At 73.8% G+C, this 17,073-nt stretch carries 15 protein-coding genes; 9 read left to right on the plus strand and 6 right to left on the minus strand.

The window, feature by feature from the left end:
* Positions 1-107: 107 nt before the first annotated feature.
* The 8 genes from ACH4C6_RS01905 to ACH4C6_RS01940 all read left to right on the plus strand — a co-directional run bounded on the left by ACH4C6_RS01905 (position 108) and on the right by ACH4C6_RS01940 (position 9,584).
* Positions 108-923, plus strand: coding sequence for a hypothetical protein (locus tag ACH4C6_RS01905; protein ID WP_398106573.1), 816 nt, complete (start codon positions 108-110; stop codon positions 921-923).
* Positions 920-2,218 (plus strand): ATP-binding protein, encoded by a 1,299-nt coding sequence (locus tag ACH4C6_RS01910; RefSeq protein ID WP_398106574.1) that lies wholly within the window; start codon positions 920-922, stop codon positions 2,216-2,218. Before ACH4C6_RS01905 ends, ACH4C6_RS01910 begins: the two co-directional genes overlap by 4 nt.
* Before the next feature lie 955 nt (positions 2,219-3,173).
* Positions 3,174-4,538, plus strand: a complete 1,365-nt coding sequence (locus ACH4C6_RS01915; RefSeq protein ID WP_398106575.1) for an FtsW/RodA/SpoVE family cell cycle protein — start codon at positions 3,174-3,176, stop codon at positions 4,536-4,538.
* On the plus strand, positions 4,535-5,995 hold the full coding sequence (locus ACH4C6_RS01920) for a penicillin-binding transpeptidase domain-containing protein (RefSeq protein ID WP_398106576.1): 1,461 nt from the start codon (positions 4,535-4,537) through the stop codon (positions 5,993-5,995). The genes ACH4C6_RS01915 and ACH4C6_RS01920 overlap by 4 nt, the downstream gene beginning before the upstream one ends.
* 127 nt (positions 5,996-6,122) lie before the next feature.
* The gene (locus ACH4C6_RS01925; RefSeq protein WP_398106577.1) at positions 6,123-7,061 is read left to right on the plus strand and encodes a diiron oxygenase; all 939 of its coding nucleotides are present in this window, start codon (positions 6,123-6,125) and stop codon (positions 7,059-7,061) included.
* A 136-nt stretch (positions 7,062-7,197) separates the two neighbouring features.
* Positions 7,198-7,851: a TetR/AcrR family transcriptional regulator gene (locus ACH4C6_RS01930; protein ID WP_398106578.1), complete on the plus strand. Its 654-nt coding sequence runs from the start codon at positions 7,198-7,200 to the stop codon at positions 7,849-7,851.
* A gap of 10 nt (positions 7,852-7,861) precedes the next feature.
* Positions 7,862-8,170 (plus strand): hypothetical protein, encoded by a 309-nt coding sequence (locus ACH4C6_RS01935; protein ID WP_398106579.1) that lies wholly within the window; start codon positions 7,862-7,864, stop codon positions 8,168-8,170.
* A 109-nt stretch (positions 8,171-8,279) separates the two neighbouring features.
* Positions 8,280-9,584, plus strand: coding sequence for an NlpC/P60 family protein (locus tag ACH4C6_RS01940; RefSeq protein ID WP_398106580.1), 1,305 nt, complete (start codon positions 8,280-8,282; stop codon positions 9,582-9,584).
* On the opposite strand, the gene ACH4C6_RS01945 is transcribed toward ACH4C6_RS01940, so the two are convergent.
* From ACH4C6_RS01945 to ACH4C6_RS01965, 5 genes are read right to left on the minus strand one after another with little or no spacing between them, the layout of a single operon-like run.
* Positions 9,548-10,810 (minus strand): styrene monooxygenase/indole monooxygenase family protein, encoded by a 1,263-nt coding sequence (locus ACH4C6_RS01945; protein ID WP_398106581.1) that lies wholly within the window; start codon positions 10,808-10,810, stop codon positions 9,548-9,550. The two genes, ACH4C6_RS01940 and ACH4C6_RS01945, sit on opposite strands and share 37 nt — an antisense overlap.
* A 13-nt stretch (positions 10,811-10,823) precedes the next feature.
* Entirely contained in the window at positions 10,824-11,471 is a 648-nt protein-coding gene (locus ACH4C6_RS01950) for a GTP-binding protein (protein WP_398106582.1), read from the minus strand.
* Complete coding sequence (locus ACH4C6_RS01955) at positions 11,452-11,874, minus strand: DUF742 domain-containing protein (protein WP_376328609.1); 423 nt, start codon at positions 11,872-11,874, stop codon at positions 11,452-11,454. The genes ACH4C6_RS01950 and ACH4C6_RS01955 overlap by 20 nt, the downstream gene beginning before the upstream one ends.
* Positions 11,871-12,395, minus strand: a complete 525-nt coding sequence (locus tag ACH4C6_RS01960; RefSeq protein ID WP_398106583.1) for a roadblock/LC7 domain-containing protein — start codon at positions 12,393-12,395, stop codon at positions 11,871-11,873. The genes ACH4C6_RS01955 and ACH4C6_RS01960 overlap by 4 nt, the downstream gene beginning before the upstream one ends.
* Positions 12,392-15,244, minus strand: a complete 2,853-nt coding sequence (locus ACH4C6_RS01965; RefSeq protein ID WP_398106584.1) for a nitrate- and nitrite sensing domain-containing protein — start codon at positions 15,242-15,244, stop codon at positions 12,392-12,394. Before ACH4C6_RS01965 ends, ACH4C6_RS01960 begins: the two co-directional genes overlap by 4 nt.
* 368 nt (positions 15,245-15,612) lie before the next feature.
* Between ACH4C6_RS01965 and ACH4C6_RS01970 the strand changes: the two genes are divergently transcribed.
* Positions 15,613-16,398, plus strand: coding sequence for a protein phosphatase 2C domain-containing protein (locus ACH4C6_RS01970; protein WP_398106585.1), 786 nt, complete (start codon positions 15,613-15,615; stop codon positions 16,396-16,398).
* Positions 16,399-16,420: 22 nt separating this feature from the next.
* Here ACH4C6_RS01970 and ACH4C6_RS01975 read toward each other — a convergent pair whose 3' ends face one another.
* Positions 16,421-16,909, minus strand: a complete 489-nt coding sequence (locus ACH4C6_RS01975; RefSeq protein ID WP_398106586.1) for a MarR family winged helix-turn-helix transcriptional regulator — start codon at positions 16,907-16,909, stop codon at positions 16,421-16,423.
* Positions 16,910-17,073 lie beyond the last annotated feature (164 nt).

The following is a 17,073-nucleotide window of genomic DNA, read 5'->3' on the forward strand; positions in this document are numbered from 1 at the left end:
CGGCTCACGGCCGCCCTCGCGCGCAAATGGGACGTCCCCGCGAATAAGGTGTACGCGGCCGGCGGTCGCGTCCGAGCCGCGTGATCACCCACCCCCGCAGGAGTGCAGTGCCCCCCAGCCGCCGCCCCGGTACCCGCAGCCGCCTCGGCCCCTTCGCGTGCCGACCCGGCCGCCCCGCGCGTGCGGCGGCCGTCGCCGTGCTGCTGCTGGCCGGGGCCGTGGGCTGCGGGGACGCCGGTGGTCTCGAGGGCGCGGGGGCGACCCCGACGGCGGCCGGCCCGGTCCGGCTGTGGCCGGGGATGACACCGGCGTCCAGTCCGGCCTTCGAGATCGGCGAGGTCGACACCGAGGTCGTCAAGGGCGTGAAGGTCCCCGGCGACGACCTCCGCAAGGTGGACCCGGTCGGCATCGTCCGGGCCGAGATCGCCGCGCACCCCGGTGACTACGACGGCGCCAAGGCCCCCTACCGCGGCACGAAGGCCCGGATGGCCGACTGCGCGGACGGCGCCGGGCACGGTGACTGCCCGGTCCTCGTCCCGTACTACCGGGACCTGACCGGGGACGGGCGCGACGACCTCGTGCTGGGCTTCCGGCTCCTGCCCGGCAAGACCACGGCCGTGCGCGTCTACACGGTGGTCGGGCACCGGATCGAACAGGTGATGGCCTGGGAGGACGCGCTCAGCGGCGTGGAGCTGGCCGGGCGCTCCCTGGTGATCCGTTCGCCCTCCGAGGTGGCCGGGTACGAGTACCGGCTCCAGTGGACCTGGGACCGGGACCAGGGGGCCATGCTCCTCACGCACGACGAGATGCTGCGCACCGGCTCGCGCAAGCCCCCGCACCGGGCCTCCCCCACCCCCACCCCCACGTCCTCCCCCTCGGCCTCCGGGGCGTCCTCCGGTCCGTCCGCCGCGAGCAGCGGATGAGAAGGCCCGCGCTCCTCCGGAGACCGGTACTTCGGCGAAGGTCCGGCCTCCCCCGGTGGTCCGGGACGCTCGCCGTCAAGGCCGCCGCCTTCATCACGGTGATGTGCTGCGCGCTGGCCGCGCTGCTCGGCGTCCTGGTGCACGTGCAGGTGACGAACCAGACCGTCGGTCAGGCCCGCCACCAGGCGTTGCAGCGGCTCACGGACGCGACGCGGCGGTACGAGGCCGGGGACGCCCTGCGGCGGGACGCCGGGCTGGATCCGCGCGGACTGCCGCGCGAGCTGCGGGACCTGGCGGCGTCCGGGGACCGGGGCACGATGGTCGCCGACCGGGACGGGCGGCCGACGATGTGGGCGGCCGGGCCCGCCGACGGGGGCCGGGCCCTGGCCGTGGCGGTGGACTACTCGCAGCAGGCCCGCACGATCGCGGGGCTGGACCGGGCGATCCTGTGGTCCTCGGCGCTGGCGATCGGTGCGACGCTGCTGGTCGGCGCGTTCGCGGTGACGCGGGTGACGCGCCGGCTGCACACCACGGCACAGGTGGCCCGGCGGATCAGCGCGGGTGACCTGGACGCCCGCGTGCACGATCCCCGTACGGAACCGCGGGCCCGGGCCGGGGGCCCGCCGCGTCCGCAGGACGAGGTGGCCGCGGTCGCCGCCGCGCTGGACTCCATGGCCTCCTCGCTCCAGGGCAAACTGCTCGCCGAGCAGCGGTTCACGGCCGATGTCGCGCACGAGTTGCGCACGCCGCTGACCGGACTGCACGCGGCGGCCGAACTGCTGCCGCCCGGCCGGCCGACGGAACTGGTCCGCGACCGGGTGGCGGCGCTGCGCACGCTCACCGAGGACCTGCTGGAGATCTCCCGGCTGGACACCGGCCGGGAGCGGCTGGAACTGGACACCGAGCAGTTGGGGCCGCTGGCCGAACGGGTGGTGCGGGCGGCGGGCGGCGGCACGGAGGTCAGCGTCGTCCGGGACGTGTGCGTGGAGACGGACCGGCGCCGGCTGGAGCGGGTGCTGGGCAATCTCGTGGCCAACGCGCACCAGCACGGAGCGGGGCCGGTGGTCCTGACGGTGGACGGCCCGGTGGTGACCGTGCGCGATCACGGCGAGGGCTTCCCCGACTACCTGGTGGCGCACGGCCCGCAGCGCTTCCGCACGGAGGGCGGTACGCGGGGGCACGGGCTGGGGCTGACCATCGCGGCCGGGCAGGCCGAGGTGCTCGGCGCGCGACTGGAGTTCGGCCACGCCCCGGACGGCGGAGCGGTGGCGACACTGCGGCTCCCGACGGAGTGACGACCCCGGGCCGTGCCTGCTGGGGGCGGCTTCGTCCGGGGGTGGCGGCGGGCCCTGTCTGCCACAAGCAAGTCTCGGACCGGGTGACGACCGCGGTCTCTGCCTGCCGGGGACGGGCTTCGCCGAGGGGACGACTACGGCCTCTGCCTGACTCGGACGAGTCCCGAGCTCGGGTGACGATCGCGAGCCGTGCCTGGCGGGGACCGGCTTCGGCGGAGGGACGACGACGGGCCCAGCCTGCCACCCCCCGGAGGGCTTCGGCCGGGGTGACGATCGCGGCCGTACCTACCTCGGCCGGCCTCAGCCGGGGGACGCAGGCCCTGCCTGCCGCGGGCGAGTGCTTAGCCCGGGTGACGGCCACCTGGCCGCGCCTGCCGGGACCGGCTTCGGCCGGGGAGGACGACGGGCCCAGCCTGCCACCCGGGTGGGAAAGGCGGCTTCAGCCCGGTGACAGCTCGGCAGTGGGATTCTCTGCCACGGGCGGGCTCCAGCCGAGCGACAGCCGCGGGTCCCCGCCCACCGCGGAGACTTTGGCCCGGCGACAGCCACACGCGCCGCCCGCCACGGAGATCCCAGCCAGGCGACAGCCACATGCCCCGCCCGCCGCGGAGGCTCCGGCCAAGTGCCGCCCTGGCGCGGTGTCAGCCGCAGGTCCCCTCCTGGCCCAGCGCGAAGGGTGGTCCGCGTGGGACGCTCCCAGGCCCCTCTCCTGGCCCAGCCCGAAGGGCGGTCCGCCAGGGGCGCCCCTAGGGTGGCGCTCAGTCGGCTTCGCCACCCTCGCCCCCGCATGGAGGTATCCCTCCCCCATGCCCCTGCGCCCCTACCCCGCCCTCACCGCCCCCGCGTACGACGGGCGGAACGGTCCGGCCACTGCCGGACGGCCCCGCATCACCTCAGCGCTGACACTCCCTCACCCAAAGACTCACAAGACGCACTGTTTGGGTAGGTTCCAGACATGAGCAAGGCCGGAATCACCGTGGCGACGGCGGATCCTCCCGCAGTCGTCGTCCGCCGCCCTCCCCGGCGCCGGGGCGTCGAACTCTCCCTCATCGTCCTGGCCGTCCTGCTGTCGGTCTACGGCTACTGCGCCGTGGGCCTCGCCCGGCACGGCACCCTGCCGCCCGGCGCGGCCGGCTACGGCGCCGGGCTGGGCGTACTGGCCCTGGTGGCCCATCTGGCCGTACGCCTGCGCGCCCCGTACGCCGACCCCCTGCTGCTGCCGATCGGCGTGCTACTCAACGGGCTCGGCCTGGTGCTGATCTACCGGCTCGACCTGGAGACCCCGGGCGACCGGGCGGCGCCGGCCCAGCTGGTGTGGTCGACGCTCGGCGTGGCGCTGTTCACCCTGGTCGTGCTGATCCTGCGCGACCACCGCGTGCTCCAGCGCTACACGTACGTCTGCGTCGTGGCCGCGCTGGTGCTGCTCACCCTGCCGATCCTGTTCCCGGCGGTGAACGGCGCCCGCATCTGGATCCGGGTCGCCGGGTTCTCCATCCAGCCGGGCGAGTTCGCGAAGGTGCTGCTGGCGGTGTTCTTCGCGGCGTACCTGGCGGCCAACCGCAACGCCCTGGCGTACACCGGCCGCCGCCTGTGGAGGTTGCAGTTCCCCACCGGGCGGGTCCTCGGGCCGATCGTCGCCGTCTGGCTGGTGAGCGTCGGCGTGCTGGTCCTGGAGCGTGACCTCGGGACCTCGCTGCTGTTCTTCGGCCTGTTCGTGGTCCTCCTCTACGTCGCCACCGGCCGCACCGGCTGGATCGCCCTGGGACTGCTGCTGGCGGGGCTGGGCGCGGTCGCGGTGGGCCGGCTGGAGCCGCACGTGCACAGCAGGATCGAGACGTGGCTGCACCCCTTCGCCTCCGTCGAGGCGGGCGAGGGGGCGAACCAGCTCGCCCAGTCCCTGTTCGCCTTCGCGGAGGGCGGCCTGCTCGGCACCGGCCTGGGTCTCGGCCACTCCGTCCTCATCGGGTTCGCGGTGAAGTCGGACTTCATCCTGGCCACGGCCGGCGAGGAGCTGGGCCTGGCCGGCCTGTCCGCGATCTTCCTGCTGTACGGCCTGCTCGTGGAGCGCGGCTTCCGGGCGGGCCTCGCCCTGCGCGAGCCCTTCGGGCGGCTGCTCGCGGTCGGTCTCGCCTCGCTCGTGGCGCTCCAGGTGTTCGTGATCGCGGGTGGGGTGACCGGGCTGATCCCGCTGACCGGCATGGCGATGCCGTTCCTGGCGCAGGGCGGCTCGTCGGTGGTGACCAACTGGGCGATCGTGGCGCTGCTGGTCCGGGTCAGCGACTCGGCCCGGCGCCAGCAGGAAGGGCAGGAGACCCGGTGACCCGGTACATCAGGCACGCCCGCCTCTTCTGCGCGCTGCTGCTGGCGGCCCTGCTGCTGAACGCGGCCCGGGTCCAGCTGGTGCGGGCCCCGGAGTACGACCGCAGTCCGGCCAACCGCCGCCCCGACATCGCCCGTTACGAGCAGCCGCGCGGGGACATCCTGGTCGGCGGCAGGGCCGTCACCGGCTCCCGGGACACGCGGGAGCACCTCCGTTTCGAGCGGACCTACACGGACGGGCCGTTGTACGCGCCGGTCACCGGCTTCGCCTCCCAGCTGTACGGGACGACGCTGCTGGAGGACGCCCAGGACGGCGTCCTGTCCGGCTCTGACCCGATGCTCGCGCCGTTCCCGCTGTGGGACGAGTTCACGCGGGCGCGGCCCACCGGCGGGGACGTCGTCACGACCCTCCATCAGGGCGCGCAGCGGGCGGCGTTCAAGGGACTCACCGGGCTGAAGGGGGCCGTCGCGGCGGTGGAACCCGCCACCGGCCGGATCCTGGCCCTGGTGTCGGCCCCGTCCTACGACCCGCAGCCGCTGTCGGGCAACGGACCCGGTACGACCCGGGCCTGGAAGCGGCTGAACGCGGACGAGGACCGGCCGATGCTCAACCGGGCGGTACGGCAGACGTATCCGCCGGGGTCCACCTTCAAGGTCGTCACCGCGGCCGCCGCGCTGGACGCGGGTGTGGTGAGGGACCTGGACGCGCCGACCGACTCCCCCGACCCGTACACGCTCCCCGGCACACGCACCCGGCTGACGAACGCCGCCAAGGGCTGCCGGGACGCGTCCCTGCGCAAGGCGTTCACGCTGTCCTGCAACACGGTGTTCGCCAAGCTCGGCGTGGAGGTGGGGGTGGCGGACATGACGGCCACGGCGCAGGACTTCGGCTTCAACGACCCGGCGCTGCGCGTCCCGTTCGCGGTGGCCCGCTCCACCTTCGACACCGCGCTGGACCGGGCGCAGCTCGGACTGTCGTCGATCGGCCAGTACAACACCCGGGCCACGCCCCTGCAGATGGCGATGGTCGCGGCGGCGGTGGCCAACGGGGGGCAGGTGCGCGAGCCGTACCTGGTGGAGCGCACGACCCGGCCGGGCGGCGGCACGCTCGCGACCGCCGGCTCGCGCGCGGCCCGTCAGGCGATGTACCCCTCGACCGCGGTGCGGCTGCGGGCGCTGATGCGGGAGGTGGTGGACAAGGGCACCGGCCGCCGGGCCGCGATCCGCGGCGCCGAGGTGGGCGGCAAGACCGGCACGGCCCAGCACGGCCGCCGCAACTCCGGCATGCCGTACGCCTGGTTCATCTCCTGGGCGCAGGGCGAGGCGGACCTGGAGCCGCGGGTGGCGGTGGCGGTGGTCGTGGAGGACGCGGAGGCGGAGCGCCGGGAGATCAGCGGGGGCGGCGACGCGGCCCCGATCGCCCGTGCGGTGATGGAGGCGGTCCTCACGTCCCGCTAGGTGACTGTCCGCGGCCCCGCACACGGCGGCCGCGGGTCGACAACTCGTGCACGGGGGATTGACGAGCTTGCTGACAGGCAGTCTCATAAGTGGGGACGGTGACGTGTGCACAACGAGGTGGGCAGCCATGACGACCCTGACGGAAGCCGACGCGCTCGACGGCCTGCGCGACGCACTCGGCCTGCTGAAGGACCGGGAGCAGGTGGCCCAGCGGCTGCTCGACTCCTCCGCCAAGCACTCCTTCGACCCGGACGAGGAGCTGGACTGGGACGCGCCCTTCGAGGAGGGCAAGTGGTTCTGGCCGCCGGAGCTGGTCTCGCTCTACGGCACCCCGCTGTGGAAGCGCATGGGCGAGGAGCAGCGCATCCTGCTCTCCCAGCACGAGGCGGCGGCGCTCGCCTCCCTCGGCATCTGGTTCGAGATCATCCTCATGCAGCTGCTGGTCCGGCACATCTACGACAAGGCGGCGACGAGCGCGCACGTGCGCTACGCGCTCACCGAGATCGAGGACGAGTGCCGCCACTCCAAGATGTTCGCCCGCCTGATCTCCCGCGGCGACACGCCCTGGTACCCGGTCAGCCGCGCCCACCAGCAGCTCGGCCGGCTGTTCAAGACCGTCTCCACCACCCCCGGCTCCTTCACGGCCACCCTCCTCGGCGAGGAGGTCCTCGACTGGATGCAGCGTCTGACGTTCCCCGACGAGCGCGTCCAGACCCTGGTGCGAGGCGTCACCCGCATCCACGTCGTGGAGGAGGCCCGCCACGTCCGCTACGCCCGGGAGGAACTGCGCCGCCAGATGGTGACGGCCCCCCGGTGGTCCCGGGAGTTCACCCGCGTCACCTCCGGCGAGTTCGCCCGGGTGTTCTCGGTGGCGTTCGTGAACCCCGAGGTCTACACGAACGTGGGGCTCGACAAGCGGGAGGCCGTCGCGCAGGTCCGGGCGAGCGGGCACCGCCGCGAGGTCATGCAGACCGGCTCCAAGCGCCTGACGGACTTCCTGGACGACATCGGGGTGCTGCGGGGCGTCGGCCGCCGCCTCTGGAAGTCCTCGGGCCTGCTGGCCTGACCACCACCGCGCCCGCCACGGCAAGGGCCCGCACCCCCCGGCACGGCTCCGCCCCCCACCCACGGTCAGGCGCCACCCGCACACCCCACCGAAGCCGCGCTACGCAGCCGGCGCCGCCCCGATTACGCTGCTGGACATGACACCAGCCGCCTCCAGTCCCGCCTACCGGCGGCTCAGCGTCGAGGAGCGGCGCAATCAGCTGCTCTCGTCCGCGCTGGGCCTCTTCGCGCACCGCGCCCCCGAGGAGGTCTCGCTGGACGACGTGGCCGAGGCGGCCGGGGTGTCGCGGCCGCTGGTGTACCGCTACTTCCCCGGCGGCAAGCAGCAGCTGTACGAGGCCGCGCTGCGCTCCGCCGCCGACGAGCTCCAGGACTGCTTCGACGAGCCCCGCGAGGGCCCCCTGCTCGCCCGGCTGTCCCGGGCCCTGGACCGCTACCTCACCTTCGTCGACGAGCACGACACCGGCTTCAGCGCCCTCCTCCAGGGCGGCAGCGTCGTGGAGACCTCGCGCACCTCGTCCATCGTCGACGGCGTCCGCCGCACCGCCGCCGAGCACATCCTCAGCCACCTGGGCGCCACCCGTCCCGGGCCGAGCCTGCGCATGACGGTCCGCATGTGGATCACCGCGGTGGAGGCGTCGTCGCTGATGTGGCTCGACGAGGGCAAGCAGCCCCCCGCCGGGGAGCTGCGCGACTGGCTGGTCGAGCAGTTCGTGGCGGTGCTGACGGTGACCGCCCGGCGCGACCCGCAGACCGACGCCCTGGTCCGGGCCCTCGCCGAGGATGTCTGACACTGATCCCGTGAAGAGCGAAGAGACCCCCTTCGAGGGCGGCCCGATGGACGGCAGGGTCCTGCCCGTCCTCCTCGGCATCACCGGCCACCCGCCCAAGACGTACCGCATCCCCGTCCCGGACCCCGCGGGCGGCCCGCCCACGGTCCTGGTCTACCGCCGCGTGCCGCGCGGCCCGGGCAAGGTCGGCCTGACGAACCGCTGGAAGTACGAGTACGCCCCGGAGGGCGTGCCGCCCCGCCGGCTGAACTGGCCGTGGTCGAAGCCGCACAGGCCAGACGCCACGCCGCCGGGCAAGCCGGACGACGCCGACGGGTGACCCCGTTGCGCCGAACCGCGCACACCCGCCGCGCGCTCCCCGCGCGCACACCTGATCCTCACGAGTGTCCGGTGGCCGAAGGGCCGCCCCCGCACCCGGAGGTGATGCCATGTCAGCACGGTTCGTGCGTCTGGTCTGTGTCGCGGCGACGGCGGCGACCACGGCCCTCGCGCCCGTCCCCGCCACCGCGGCCCCGAAGCCGGAACCGGCCGCGGACGTCTCCGTGGCCGAGCTGCTGACGGACCTTCAGAAGCTGTACCGGGAGACGGAGAAGGCGACCGAGGCGTTCAACGCCACCGACGAGAAGCTGAAGGCACAGCGCGCCGAGACGGCCCGGCTGGAGCGCGCCCTCGTCCGCGCCCGGCTCTCCCTGTACGACAGCCGGAGCGCGGCCGGCCGGCTGGCCCGCCAGCAGTACCAGAGCAGCACCGACCTCTCCCCCTACGTACGCCTGCTCCTGGCCCGCGACCCGCAGCACGCGATCGAGCAGGGCCAGGTGATCGGCCGGCTGGCGCGGGAGCGCGCCGGCACGGTCGGGCGCCTGACCGGCGCCGAGCGCACGGCCCGTGCGCTGGCCCGCACGTCCCGCAAGGCACTGGACCGGCAGCTCGTCCTCACCGAGCGGCGCAAGAAGGCCCGGGACGAGGTCCGCGCACGCCTCGCGGAGGTGGAGGAGATGCTCACCTCGCTCAGCCGGGACCAGCTCACGGCCCTGGCCGAGCTGGAGGCGGACGGCATCACGAAGGCGCAGCGGAAGTTCCTGGCCTCCGAGGCCCTCGGCGCGCCCGGCGAGGACGAGCCCACCGCCGACGACGACGCGACCATCGACGGCGAGGGCGACGGCGACGGCGAGGACGACGGCAAGAACCACGACGGCCGTAAGGGTGACGGCCGGAAGGCCGGTGCTGAGAAGGCCGACGGTGAAAAGGCCGTCGTGCGCCGCCCGACCGCGGCGGGCGCCCGGGCCGTCCACTACGCCGTGCGGCAGCTGGGCAAGCCCTACGAGTGGGGCGCGGAGGGCCCGAGGTCGTACGACTGCTCGGGGCTGACCTCGCGCGCCTGGGCGGCGGCCGGGAGGGCCGTGCCCCGGACCAGCCAGGAGCAGTGGAAGCGGCTGGAGCGCGTCCCGCTGAACCGGCTGCGCCCCGGTGACCTGGTGGTCTACTTCCCCGAGGCCACGCACGTGGCGGTGTACCTGGGCGACGGCATGGTCGTCCAGGCGCCCCGCCCCGGCGCCGAGGTGAAGGTGTCGCCGATCGCGGCCAACCCGGTCCTGGGCGCCGTGCGCCCGGACCCGGACGGGAAGCCCCTGCGGCGCTACGAGCCGCCGGAGCTCCCCGAGGGGGCTGCGGACGGGCCGGACGAGGGCTACGGGTCCTACGCGGCGCCCGCGCCCGACGCCTCGACCAGGTAGGCCTGGGCCTTGTCCGGGTCGTAGAAGAAGTTCTCGAAGTCGGCCGGGTTGTCGAAGCCGTTGGCGAAGCGGTCGGCGACCGGCTGGATCTCGCCGGCGGCGCCGATGAGGTTCAGGATGTGCTCCGGCGGCGGCGCGAGCATCGCGTTGGTCCACTTGGTGACGTGCTGCGCGGTGTTCCAGTAGCGGTCGAAGGTGGCCCGCATCCACTCCTCGTCGAAGGGCCTGTCGCCGTGCTCGACGATCGAGGCGAGGTAGGCGGCGGCGCACTTGGAGGCCGAGTTGGAGCCCTGGCCCGTGATCGGGTCGTTCGCCACCACCACGTCGGCGACGCCCAGCACCAGACCGCCGCCGGGCAGCCGCCCCACGGGGTTGCGGACGGTCGGGGCGTAGCGGCCGGCGAGCGTGCCGCCGGCGTCGGTCAGTTCGACCTTGGTGGCCCGCGCGTACTCCCAGGGGACGTACCGCTCCATGAGTTCCAGGGTCAGGGAGAGGTGCTCCGCGGGGTCCTTGACGCCGGCGAAGACGTCGAGCGGACCGCCGGGTATGCCCTCCCAGAAGAGGATGTCGGCGCGGCCGGAGGTGGTCAGGGTGGGCATCACGAACAGCTCGCCGACGCCCGGCACGAGGTTGCAGCGGACCGCTTCGGTGCCGGGGTGCTCGGGGCGCGGCCCGAGGCCGTGGACGTAGGCGACGGCGAGCGCGCGCTGCGGCTCGCTGTACGGGGAGCGCTCCGCGTCGCGGGCGAACATCTGCACCAGTTCGCCCTTGCCGGCCGCGACGAGCACCAGGTCGTAGGTGCGGGAGAAGTAGTCGAGGTCGCCGACGGCCGCGCCGTGGATGACGAGCTGTCCGCCGCGCTGGGCGAAGGTCTCCATCCAGCCGGCCATCTTCACGCGCTGGTCGACGGACTGCGCGAACCCGTCGAGCCGGCCCAGCCAGTCGATGGCCCGGGCGGCCGGGCCCTCGGCCCAGGAGCCGGGGGCGGCGACCGAGACGCCGAGTCCTTCGATCTTCGGGGCCTGGGACTCCCAGAAGTTCAGCTGGAGGTCACGCTCGTGCTGCAGCGCGGTGTGGAACATGCACTGCGTGGACATGACCCGGCCGGTGCGGATCTCGTCCGCCGTCCGGTTCGACATCAGGGTGACCTCGTACCCCTGGGACTGGAGGCCGAGGGCGATCTGGAGGCCGGACTGACCGGCTCCGACGACGAGTATCTTCCGCATGCGGGGCTGTCTCCTACTCGGGGGTTTCGTCGAGCGCGTGGCCCACCAGGGCCAGGAGGGTCTCGATCACGGAGATCCGGCGACGCGCGTCCATGATCATGACAGGTATGTGCCGCGGGATGGTCAGGGCCTCCCGCACGTCCTCCGGCTCGAACAGCTCGCTGCCGTCGAAGTGGTTGACGGCGACCACGTACGGCAGTCCGGAGCTCTCGAAGTAGTCCAGGACCGGGAAGCAGTCCTTCAGCCGCCGGGTGTCGGCCAGGACGACGGCGCCGATCGCTCCGCGCACGATGTCGTCCCACATGAACCAGAACCGCTGCTGGCCCGGCGTGCCGAACAGGTACAGCACCAGGTCGTCGTCGAGCGTGATGCGCCCGAAGTCCATGGCGACGGTGGTGGTGGTCTTGCCCGGCGTGGCGGTGAGGTCGTCGGTGGCCTCGCTCGCCTCGGTCATCAGCGCCTCGGTCTGGAGGGGCGTGATCTCCGAGACGGAGGTGACCAGCGTGGTCTTGCCCACGCCGAAGCCGCCCGCCACCACGATCTTCGTGGCGATCGGGGCCCGGGTGCGGTCCGTCTCCCAGGCGTGCATGCCCTCGTCGGGCTGCGCGAACGGAGAGGAACCGGTGACGCCGTGAGCGGCGTCAGAGACGACGGAGTCCACTCAGCACCCTTTCCAGCAGAGCGCGGTCGGGGCGGCCCGTGCCATGGCCGGTCCCCGTGCCGTACACACGGATCTTTCCCTGGTCCGCGAGGTCGCTGAGGAGCACGCGGACCACGCCGAGCGGCATCTTCAGCAGCGCGGCGATCTCGGCCACCGTACGCATGCGGCGGCACAGTTCGACGATGGCCCTCAGCTCCGGCATCACACGGCTGGAGAGGTGGCCGTTGGTCAGTTCCCTGCGCTCCTCGGCCGCTTCGAGGGCGGCGGTGCTCGCCACGAAGGTCTCGACGAGCAGGACGTGACCGAAGCGGGTGCGGCCGCCGGTGAGCGAGTACGGGCGCACCCGGGCCGGTTTGCGGTCGCCGCCGCGCACGGGGAGCTGCTGTTTGGGCGTCCTGCTCATCGGGCGTCCTCCGCCGTCTGCGTCTCCTCGAGGGAGGCGCGCAGCTCGCTGCGCAGTTCGGGCGTCAGGACGTGGCCGGCGCGGCCCACGAAGAGCGCCATGTGGTAGGCCACCACGCTCATGTCGCAGTCGGCGGAGCCGTGCACGCCGAGCAGCGAGCCGTCGCTGATCGACATGACGAACAGGCTGCCCTCGTCCATGGCGATCATGGTGTGCTTCACCCCGCCGAAGTCCATCAGCTTGGCGGCGCCGACGGTGAGGCTGCCGATGCCGGAGACGATGGTCGCCAGGTCGGCGGCGGAGCCGCGCGGGCCGGTCTGCCGGGCCCCTCGGGTGTGCAGGGCTTCCCGGGCCTCCTTGTTGCGGTCCGCGTCCGAGGACAGCAGGAGCAGTCCGTCGGACGAGACGACCGCGACCGACTGGATGCCGGGGACCTCCTCGACGAGGTTGGTCAGCAGCCAGTGCAGGTTTCGTGCCTCGCTGCTCAGTCCGATCAGTCCGAAGGTACTGGGAGCGGTCAACTGCTTGCCTCCTCGACTGTGCCCCCCGTGGCTTCTTCGGATTCAGCTGGTTCAGACGTGCCGGTGGCGGCCGGCCTCTTGTGCGAGGCCGTCTGCTCGGCGATCTCCGCACTGACGTCCCGGTAGCCGGCCTGGGCGCCCTGGCGGAAGCCGCCGAGGCGTCGGCGCAGGGCCTCGGCGTCGACGGAGCCGCTGCGCTGGCGTGGCGCGGTGGCCGGTGCGGTGATCTTGGGCGTGCGCTTGGGGAGGCCCTTGTCGGTGACGCGCTCGTGTGCGGCGTCGGCCTCCGCCTCGGTTCCGCCCCCGGCGGGTTCGTTCCCGGCCGCACCCCCCGTGCGGCCTCCGTGGTCGTGCGCGGCCGGCCCCTGCGGGGCGTCCCCGCCGGCGGCGGCAGCGGATGTGTGCTGCACGTCGTCCGGCTCGCCCTGCGGCAGGGGGGCCAGCAGCTCCATCGTGGTCTCGGACGGGGTCTCCGCCGGGATCTGCGCCGGGATCTGCGCCGGGATCCGCGCCCGTTCGGCGCCGGCGGGGTCCGCCGCGCGGTCCGCTTCGGTGGTCCCGGCCGGTTCGGGGTGCTCCGCGGCGGCGGCGTGCTCGCCGGCCTCCGTGCGGCGTACGGCCTTCTCCGCCAGGGCCACCAGCGGGTCACCGCTCTCGGTGCGGCCGTGCAGGACGTTGGAGTTGGCCTCGGCGTCCGCGCCGGGCAGGGAGAAGGAGTGGGCGGCGCCGCCGACGGGCCCGGAGGCCGGGACGGCCCCCGGCGTGGCCGCCGCCAGCAGGGTGCGCGGCAGGACGACGACCGCCGCCACACCGCCCTGCTTCTGCTCGCGCAACTGCACGCGCACGCCGTGGCGGTGGGCGAGGCGGGCCACGACGTACAGCCCGAGGCCGAGGCCGTCCTCGCCCTCCTGGTCGTAGGGCGCCTCGGGGTCGAAGTCGGACAGCCGGGCGTTGAGGCGCTCCATGCGGTCCTCGGTCATGCCGATGCCCTCGTCCTGGACGGACAGCATGACCTCGCCGTTCTCCAGGAGCCAGCCGGAGATCTCCACGGGCAGGTCGGGCGGGGAGAACGAGGTGGCGTTCTCCAGGAGTTCGGCCAGCAGGTGGGAGAGGTCGTCGGCGGCGAACCCGGCGATGTGGGCGTGCGGCGGCAGGGCGGCGATGCGGACGCGCTCGTAGCGCTCGATCTCGCTGACCGCGGCGCGCACGACGTCCACGAGCGGTACCGGCCCGGCCGTGTGCTGGACGTGCTCGGTGCCGGCGAGGACCAGGAGGTTCTCGCTGTGGCGGCGCATGACCGTCGCGAAGTGGTCGAGCTTGAACAGCGTGGCCAGGCGGTCCGGGTCCTGCTCGCGCTCCTCCAGGTTCTCGATGACGCCCAGTTGCCGCTCGACCAGGCCGAGGGTGCGCAGGGCGAGGTTGACGAACGTGCCGCCGATGGCGGTGCGCAGCCGCTCCAGATGGGCGGCGGACTCGGCGAGTTCGCCGCGCAGTTGCTCGCGGGCGTCGGCCATCTTCTGCCGCTGTCCCACGAGGTGCTTGCGGTCGGCCTCCAGCGTGGTGATGCGCTCGGTGAGGGCGGCGGCGTGCGCGTGCAGGGCGTTGACGGAGCGGACGACCTGCGCGAACTCGTCGTTGCGGCCGGTGAACCGGACCGGCTCCTCCGCCGCCGGGTCCTCGGCCTCGGCGAGGCGCTTGGAGCCCAGGCGCAGCACGGCCAGCGGCCGGGTGAGGCTGCGGGCCATGCCCGTGGCGACGCCGACGGCGAGCAGCATCAGGGCGCCGAGGACCGCGACGCGGATCTCCAGCGCGGTGACGTCCTCGTCGCGCAGCGCCTCGAGGTCCTTGACGCGCCGGTCGTAGAGGGCCGACTCCACGCCGCGCATCAGGTCGACCCGGGCGGACAGGGCCGTGTCCAGCTTCTTGGTGCTGGTGGCCAGTTCACGGCTCGACAGGGCCGGCTGGTCGGTCAGGGCCGCGAGGTACTTCTCGGCGGAGTTGACCTCGGCGCCGGTGACGGTGCTGTCGAAGGAGGTGCGGGCGGCCTTGGGCGCGGTGGCCCGGAAGTCGGCCAGGGCGGCGTCGGAGCGCAGCCGGGCCTGCTGGGCTGCGGCGCTCAGCAGGCCGCGCTGCCGGGTGTCGGCGTCCGAGGACGTGGAGGTCCGGGTGGGCAGCCCGGTGACGGGGTCGATGACCGTCCCGGTGCTGCGCGGCACGCTCAGCGCGGCGAGCAGCAGCCCGCGGGCCGCCGCGGCCTGCTGCACGGCGGAGTCGAGTTCGGCCAGGGCGTACCCGCCGGAGCCGGCGCGCGGCGGTGTGCGCTGGGCCAGGTCCTCGGCGAGCCGGTGCAGTTCGGTGATGGCGGCGGAGTACGCCTGGTGGGTCTCCAGCGCGCTGCTCTTGCCGGTGAGCGCGGCCCGCCGCACGGCCGCTATGCCGTCGAGTCCGGTCTTCAGGGCCGCCGGTGTGTCCGTGTCGGCGCGCAACTCCTCGACCTGCCGGTCCACGCGGGCGCTGCGCTGCTCGGAGGGGGCCTTGGACTCGGGGCGGCCCGCCGCGATGTAGGCGGTGACGTCGTCGCGTTCGTCGGCCAGGGAGTGGGCGAGGACGAGGGCGTCCCGGGTCTGCTCGGCGAGCGTCACCAGCTGCTGCGTGTCGTGCAGTTGCCCGGAGGCGGCCAGGACGGCCGGCGTGCCGGCACCGGCGATGGCCGCGGCGACCACGGCCACGGAGACGATCAGCCGGTTGCGTACATGGGTGGGGCGGCCCTTGCCGGTGGGGGTCGTCGGCTCAGCGCTCTGCTGGGGGGCCGTCTGCTTGCCTGTGCGACGAGGCCGCGTCTTCTGCACCGGTGCTCGCATTCCTGACTCGTGAACCCTTGGGTCCGGGTGACGCTCCGTCAACTGGCGCGTACTCCCGGTACACTTCCCGACCCTCCCAGCGCCGGTGTGCCACGCACGCGCATCACCTGACCCGCCACCCGAAGGAGTGAACATCGGAGGGGAGTTGAGGGGCAAGTTCCACCGGCCTGTGCAGTCGCCCTGCGCGGCGGGCCGGTTGGACGACGGCGACGGGCGGTGGCAATATTCGCCACCACGCCTTCCCGATACCCAGCATTACCCCCCAAACAGGGCGTCTGACCTGCTCGGGTGTGCCGGTCCGGCGGTCGTTGCCGACCTCCGGCGGGCCTTGTGAAGGGCTCGTGCAGACTGGCTCGATGCGTACAGAACTCGCCTCGGAGCCCGGGGACGCGGACCGCCCGAACGAGGACTTCGCCGCTGTCGGACTCCCGGCCTCGGGACAGGGCGGTTCGGTCGTCGTGCTGGACGGGGTCACGCCCCCGACGAGCGGGACGGGCTGTCTGCATTCCGTCCCCTGGTTCACCGCGCGCCTCGGCGGCGCACTGACCGAACTGACCGTTTCACTCCCGGATGTTCCCCTGGCCGACGCGTTGTCCCACGCCATCGCGCGTACCGCCGCCGCACACGCGGCAACCTGTGACCTTTCTCACCCGCGTACACCGCAGGCCACGGTGGTCGTGGCCCGCTGGGACCCGGCCGCGGTGGAGTACCTGGTCCTGTCGGACTCGGCGCTGCTGGTGGAGTCGCCGGAAGGGGTGGTGACGCCGGTGCTGGACGACCGGCTGGCCCTGCTCCCCCGCTCGGCGCTGGCGACGGCCGCGCTCGTGGACACGACCCTGCGCAACCAGGAGGGCGGCTTCTTCACCGCCGCGGCCGATCCGTCCGTCGCGGCGCGGGCGGTGACCGGCACCCTGCCCCGCGGCGAGGTGCGCGCCCTGGCCGCCCTGACGGACGGCGCCGGCCGCTGGGTGGAGCGGTTCGGCCAGGGCGACTGGACGGACTGCTTCCGGCTCGTGCGCAAGGAGGGGGCGCAGGCGCTGGTGGACCGCGTGCGGGACCTGGAGCGGTCGGGCGCGGCCCGGACGTCCCCGGGCAGGGGCAAGACGCACGACGACGCGACGGTCGTGTACGCCGAGCTGTAGGCGCCGGGCCCGCCCTCCTGCGCTACTTCTCCATGCCGCGGTTGAGCTGGTGCAGCAGCCGGGCCAGTTCGGTGACCTCGTGGGTGTCCCAATCGGCGAGGCGGCCGGCGTAGCGGGCGCGGCGGGCCCGGCGGACGCGGCCGACCCGGTCGTGCCCCTCCTGGGTGAGGGCGACCAGCCACGCCCGTCCGTCGGCGGGGTCGGGCTCGCGGGCGACGAGGCCGAGCTCCTCCAGGGCGCGCAACTGCCGGGACATGGTGGCCTTGCCGACGCCGATGTAGCCGGCCAGTTCGGTGGCCCGCTGCTTGCCGCACTCGTCCAGGCGCACGAGCAGCCCGTAGGCGGACGACTCCAGGTCGGGGTGCACCTCGCGGGCCATCTCGCCCTGGCTGGCCCGGGCGCGCCGCAGCAGCACGGTCAGCTCGCGCTCCAGCGCGAGGAACGCCGGCTGGTCCACACCGCGTGCCGGGCCGGCGTCCCGGCGGTCGTCGTCGTTGCCGTCGTCGTGCACGTGAGCCCTGCCTCGGTCGTCGCCCGGTACCTGAATTCTCCGCCGGCCGCGGGCGTCGCCGCAGCTCGGCAAGTATTCCGCAGCTCACGGCACCCGTGTCCACAGGGTCTACACGGGGTGAAGGCCCGGATCTCGCTCACGGGACCCGGGCCTTCCCTCATCCG

The organism is Streptomyces sp. NPDC017943, assembly GCF_044328425.1.
In the GTDB taxonomy this organism is placed as follows: Bacteria; Actinomycetota; Actinomycetes; order Streptomycetales; family Streptomycetaceae; genus Streptomyces; species Streptomyces djakartensis_A.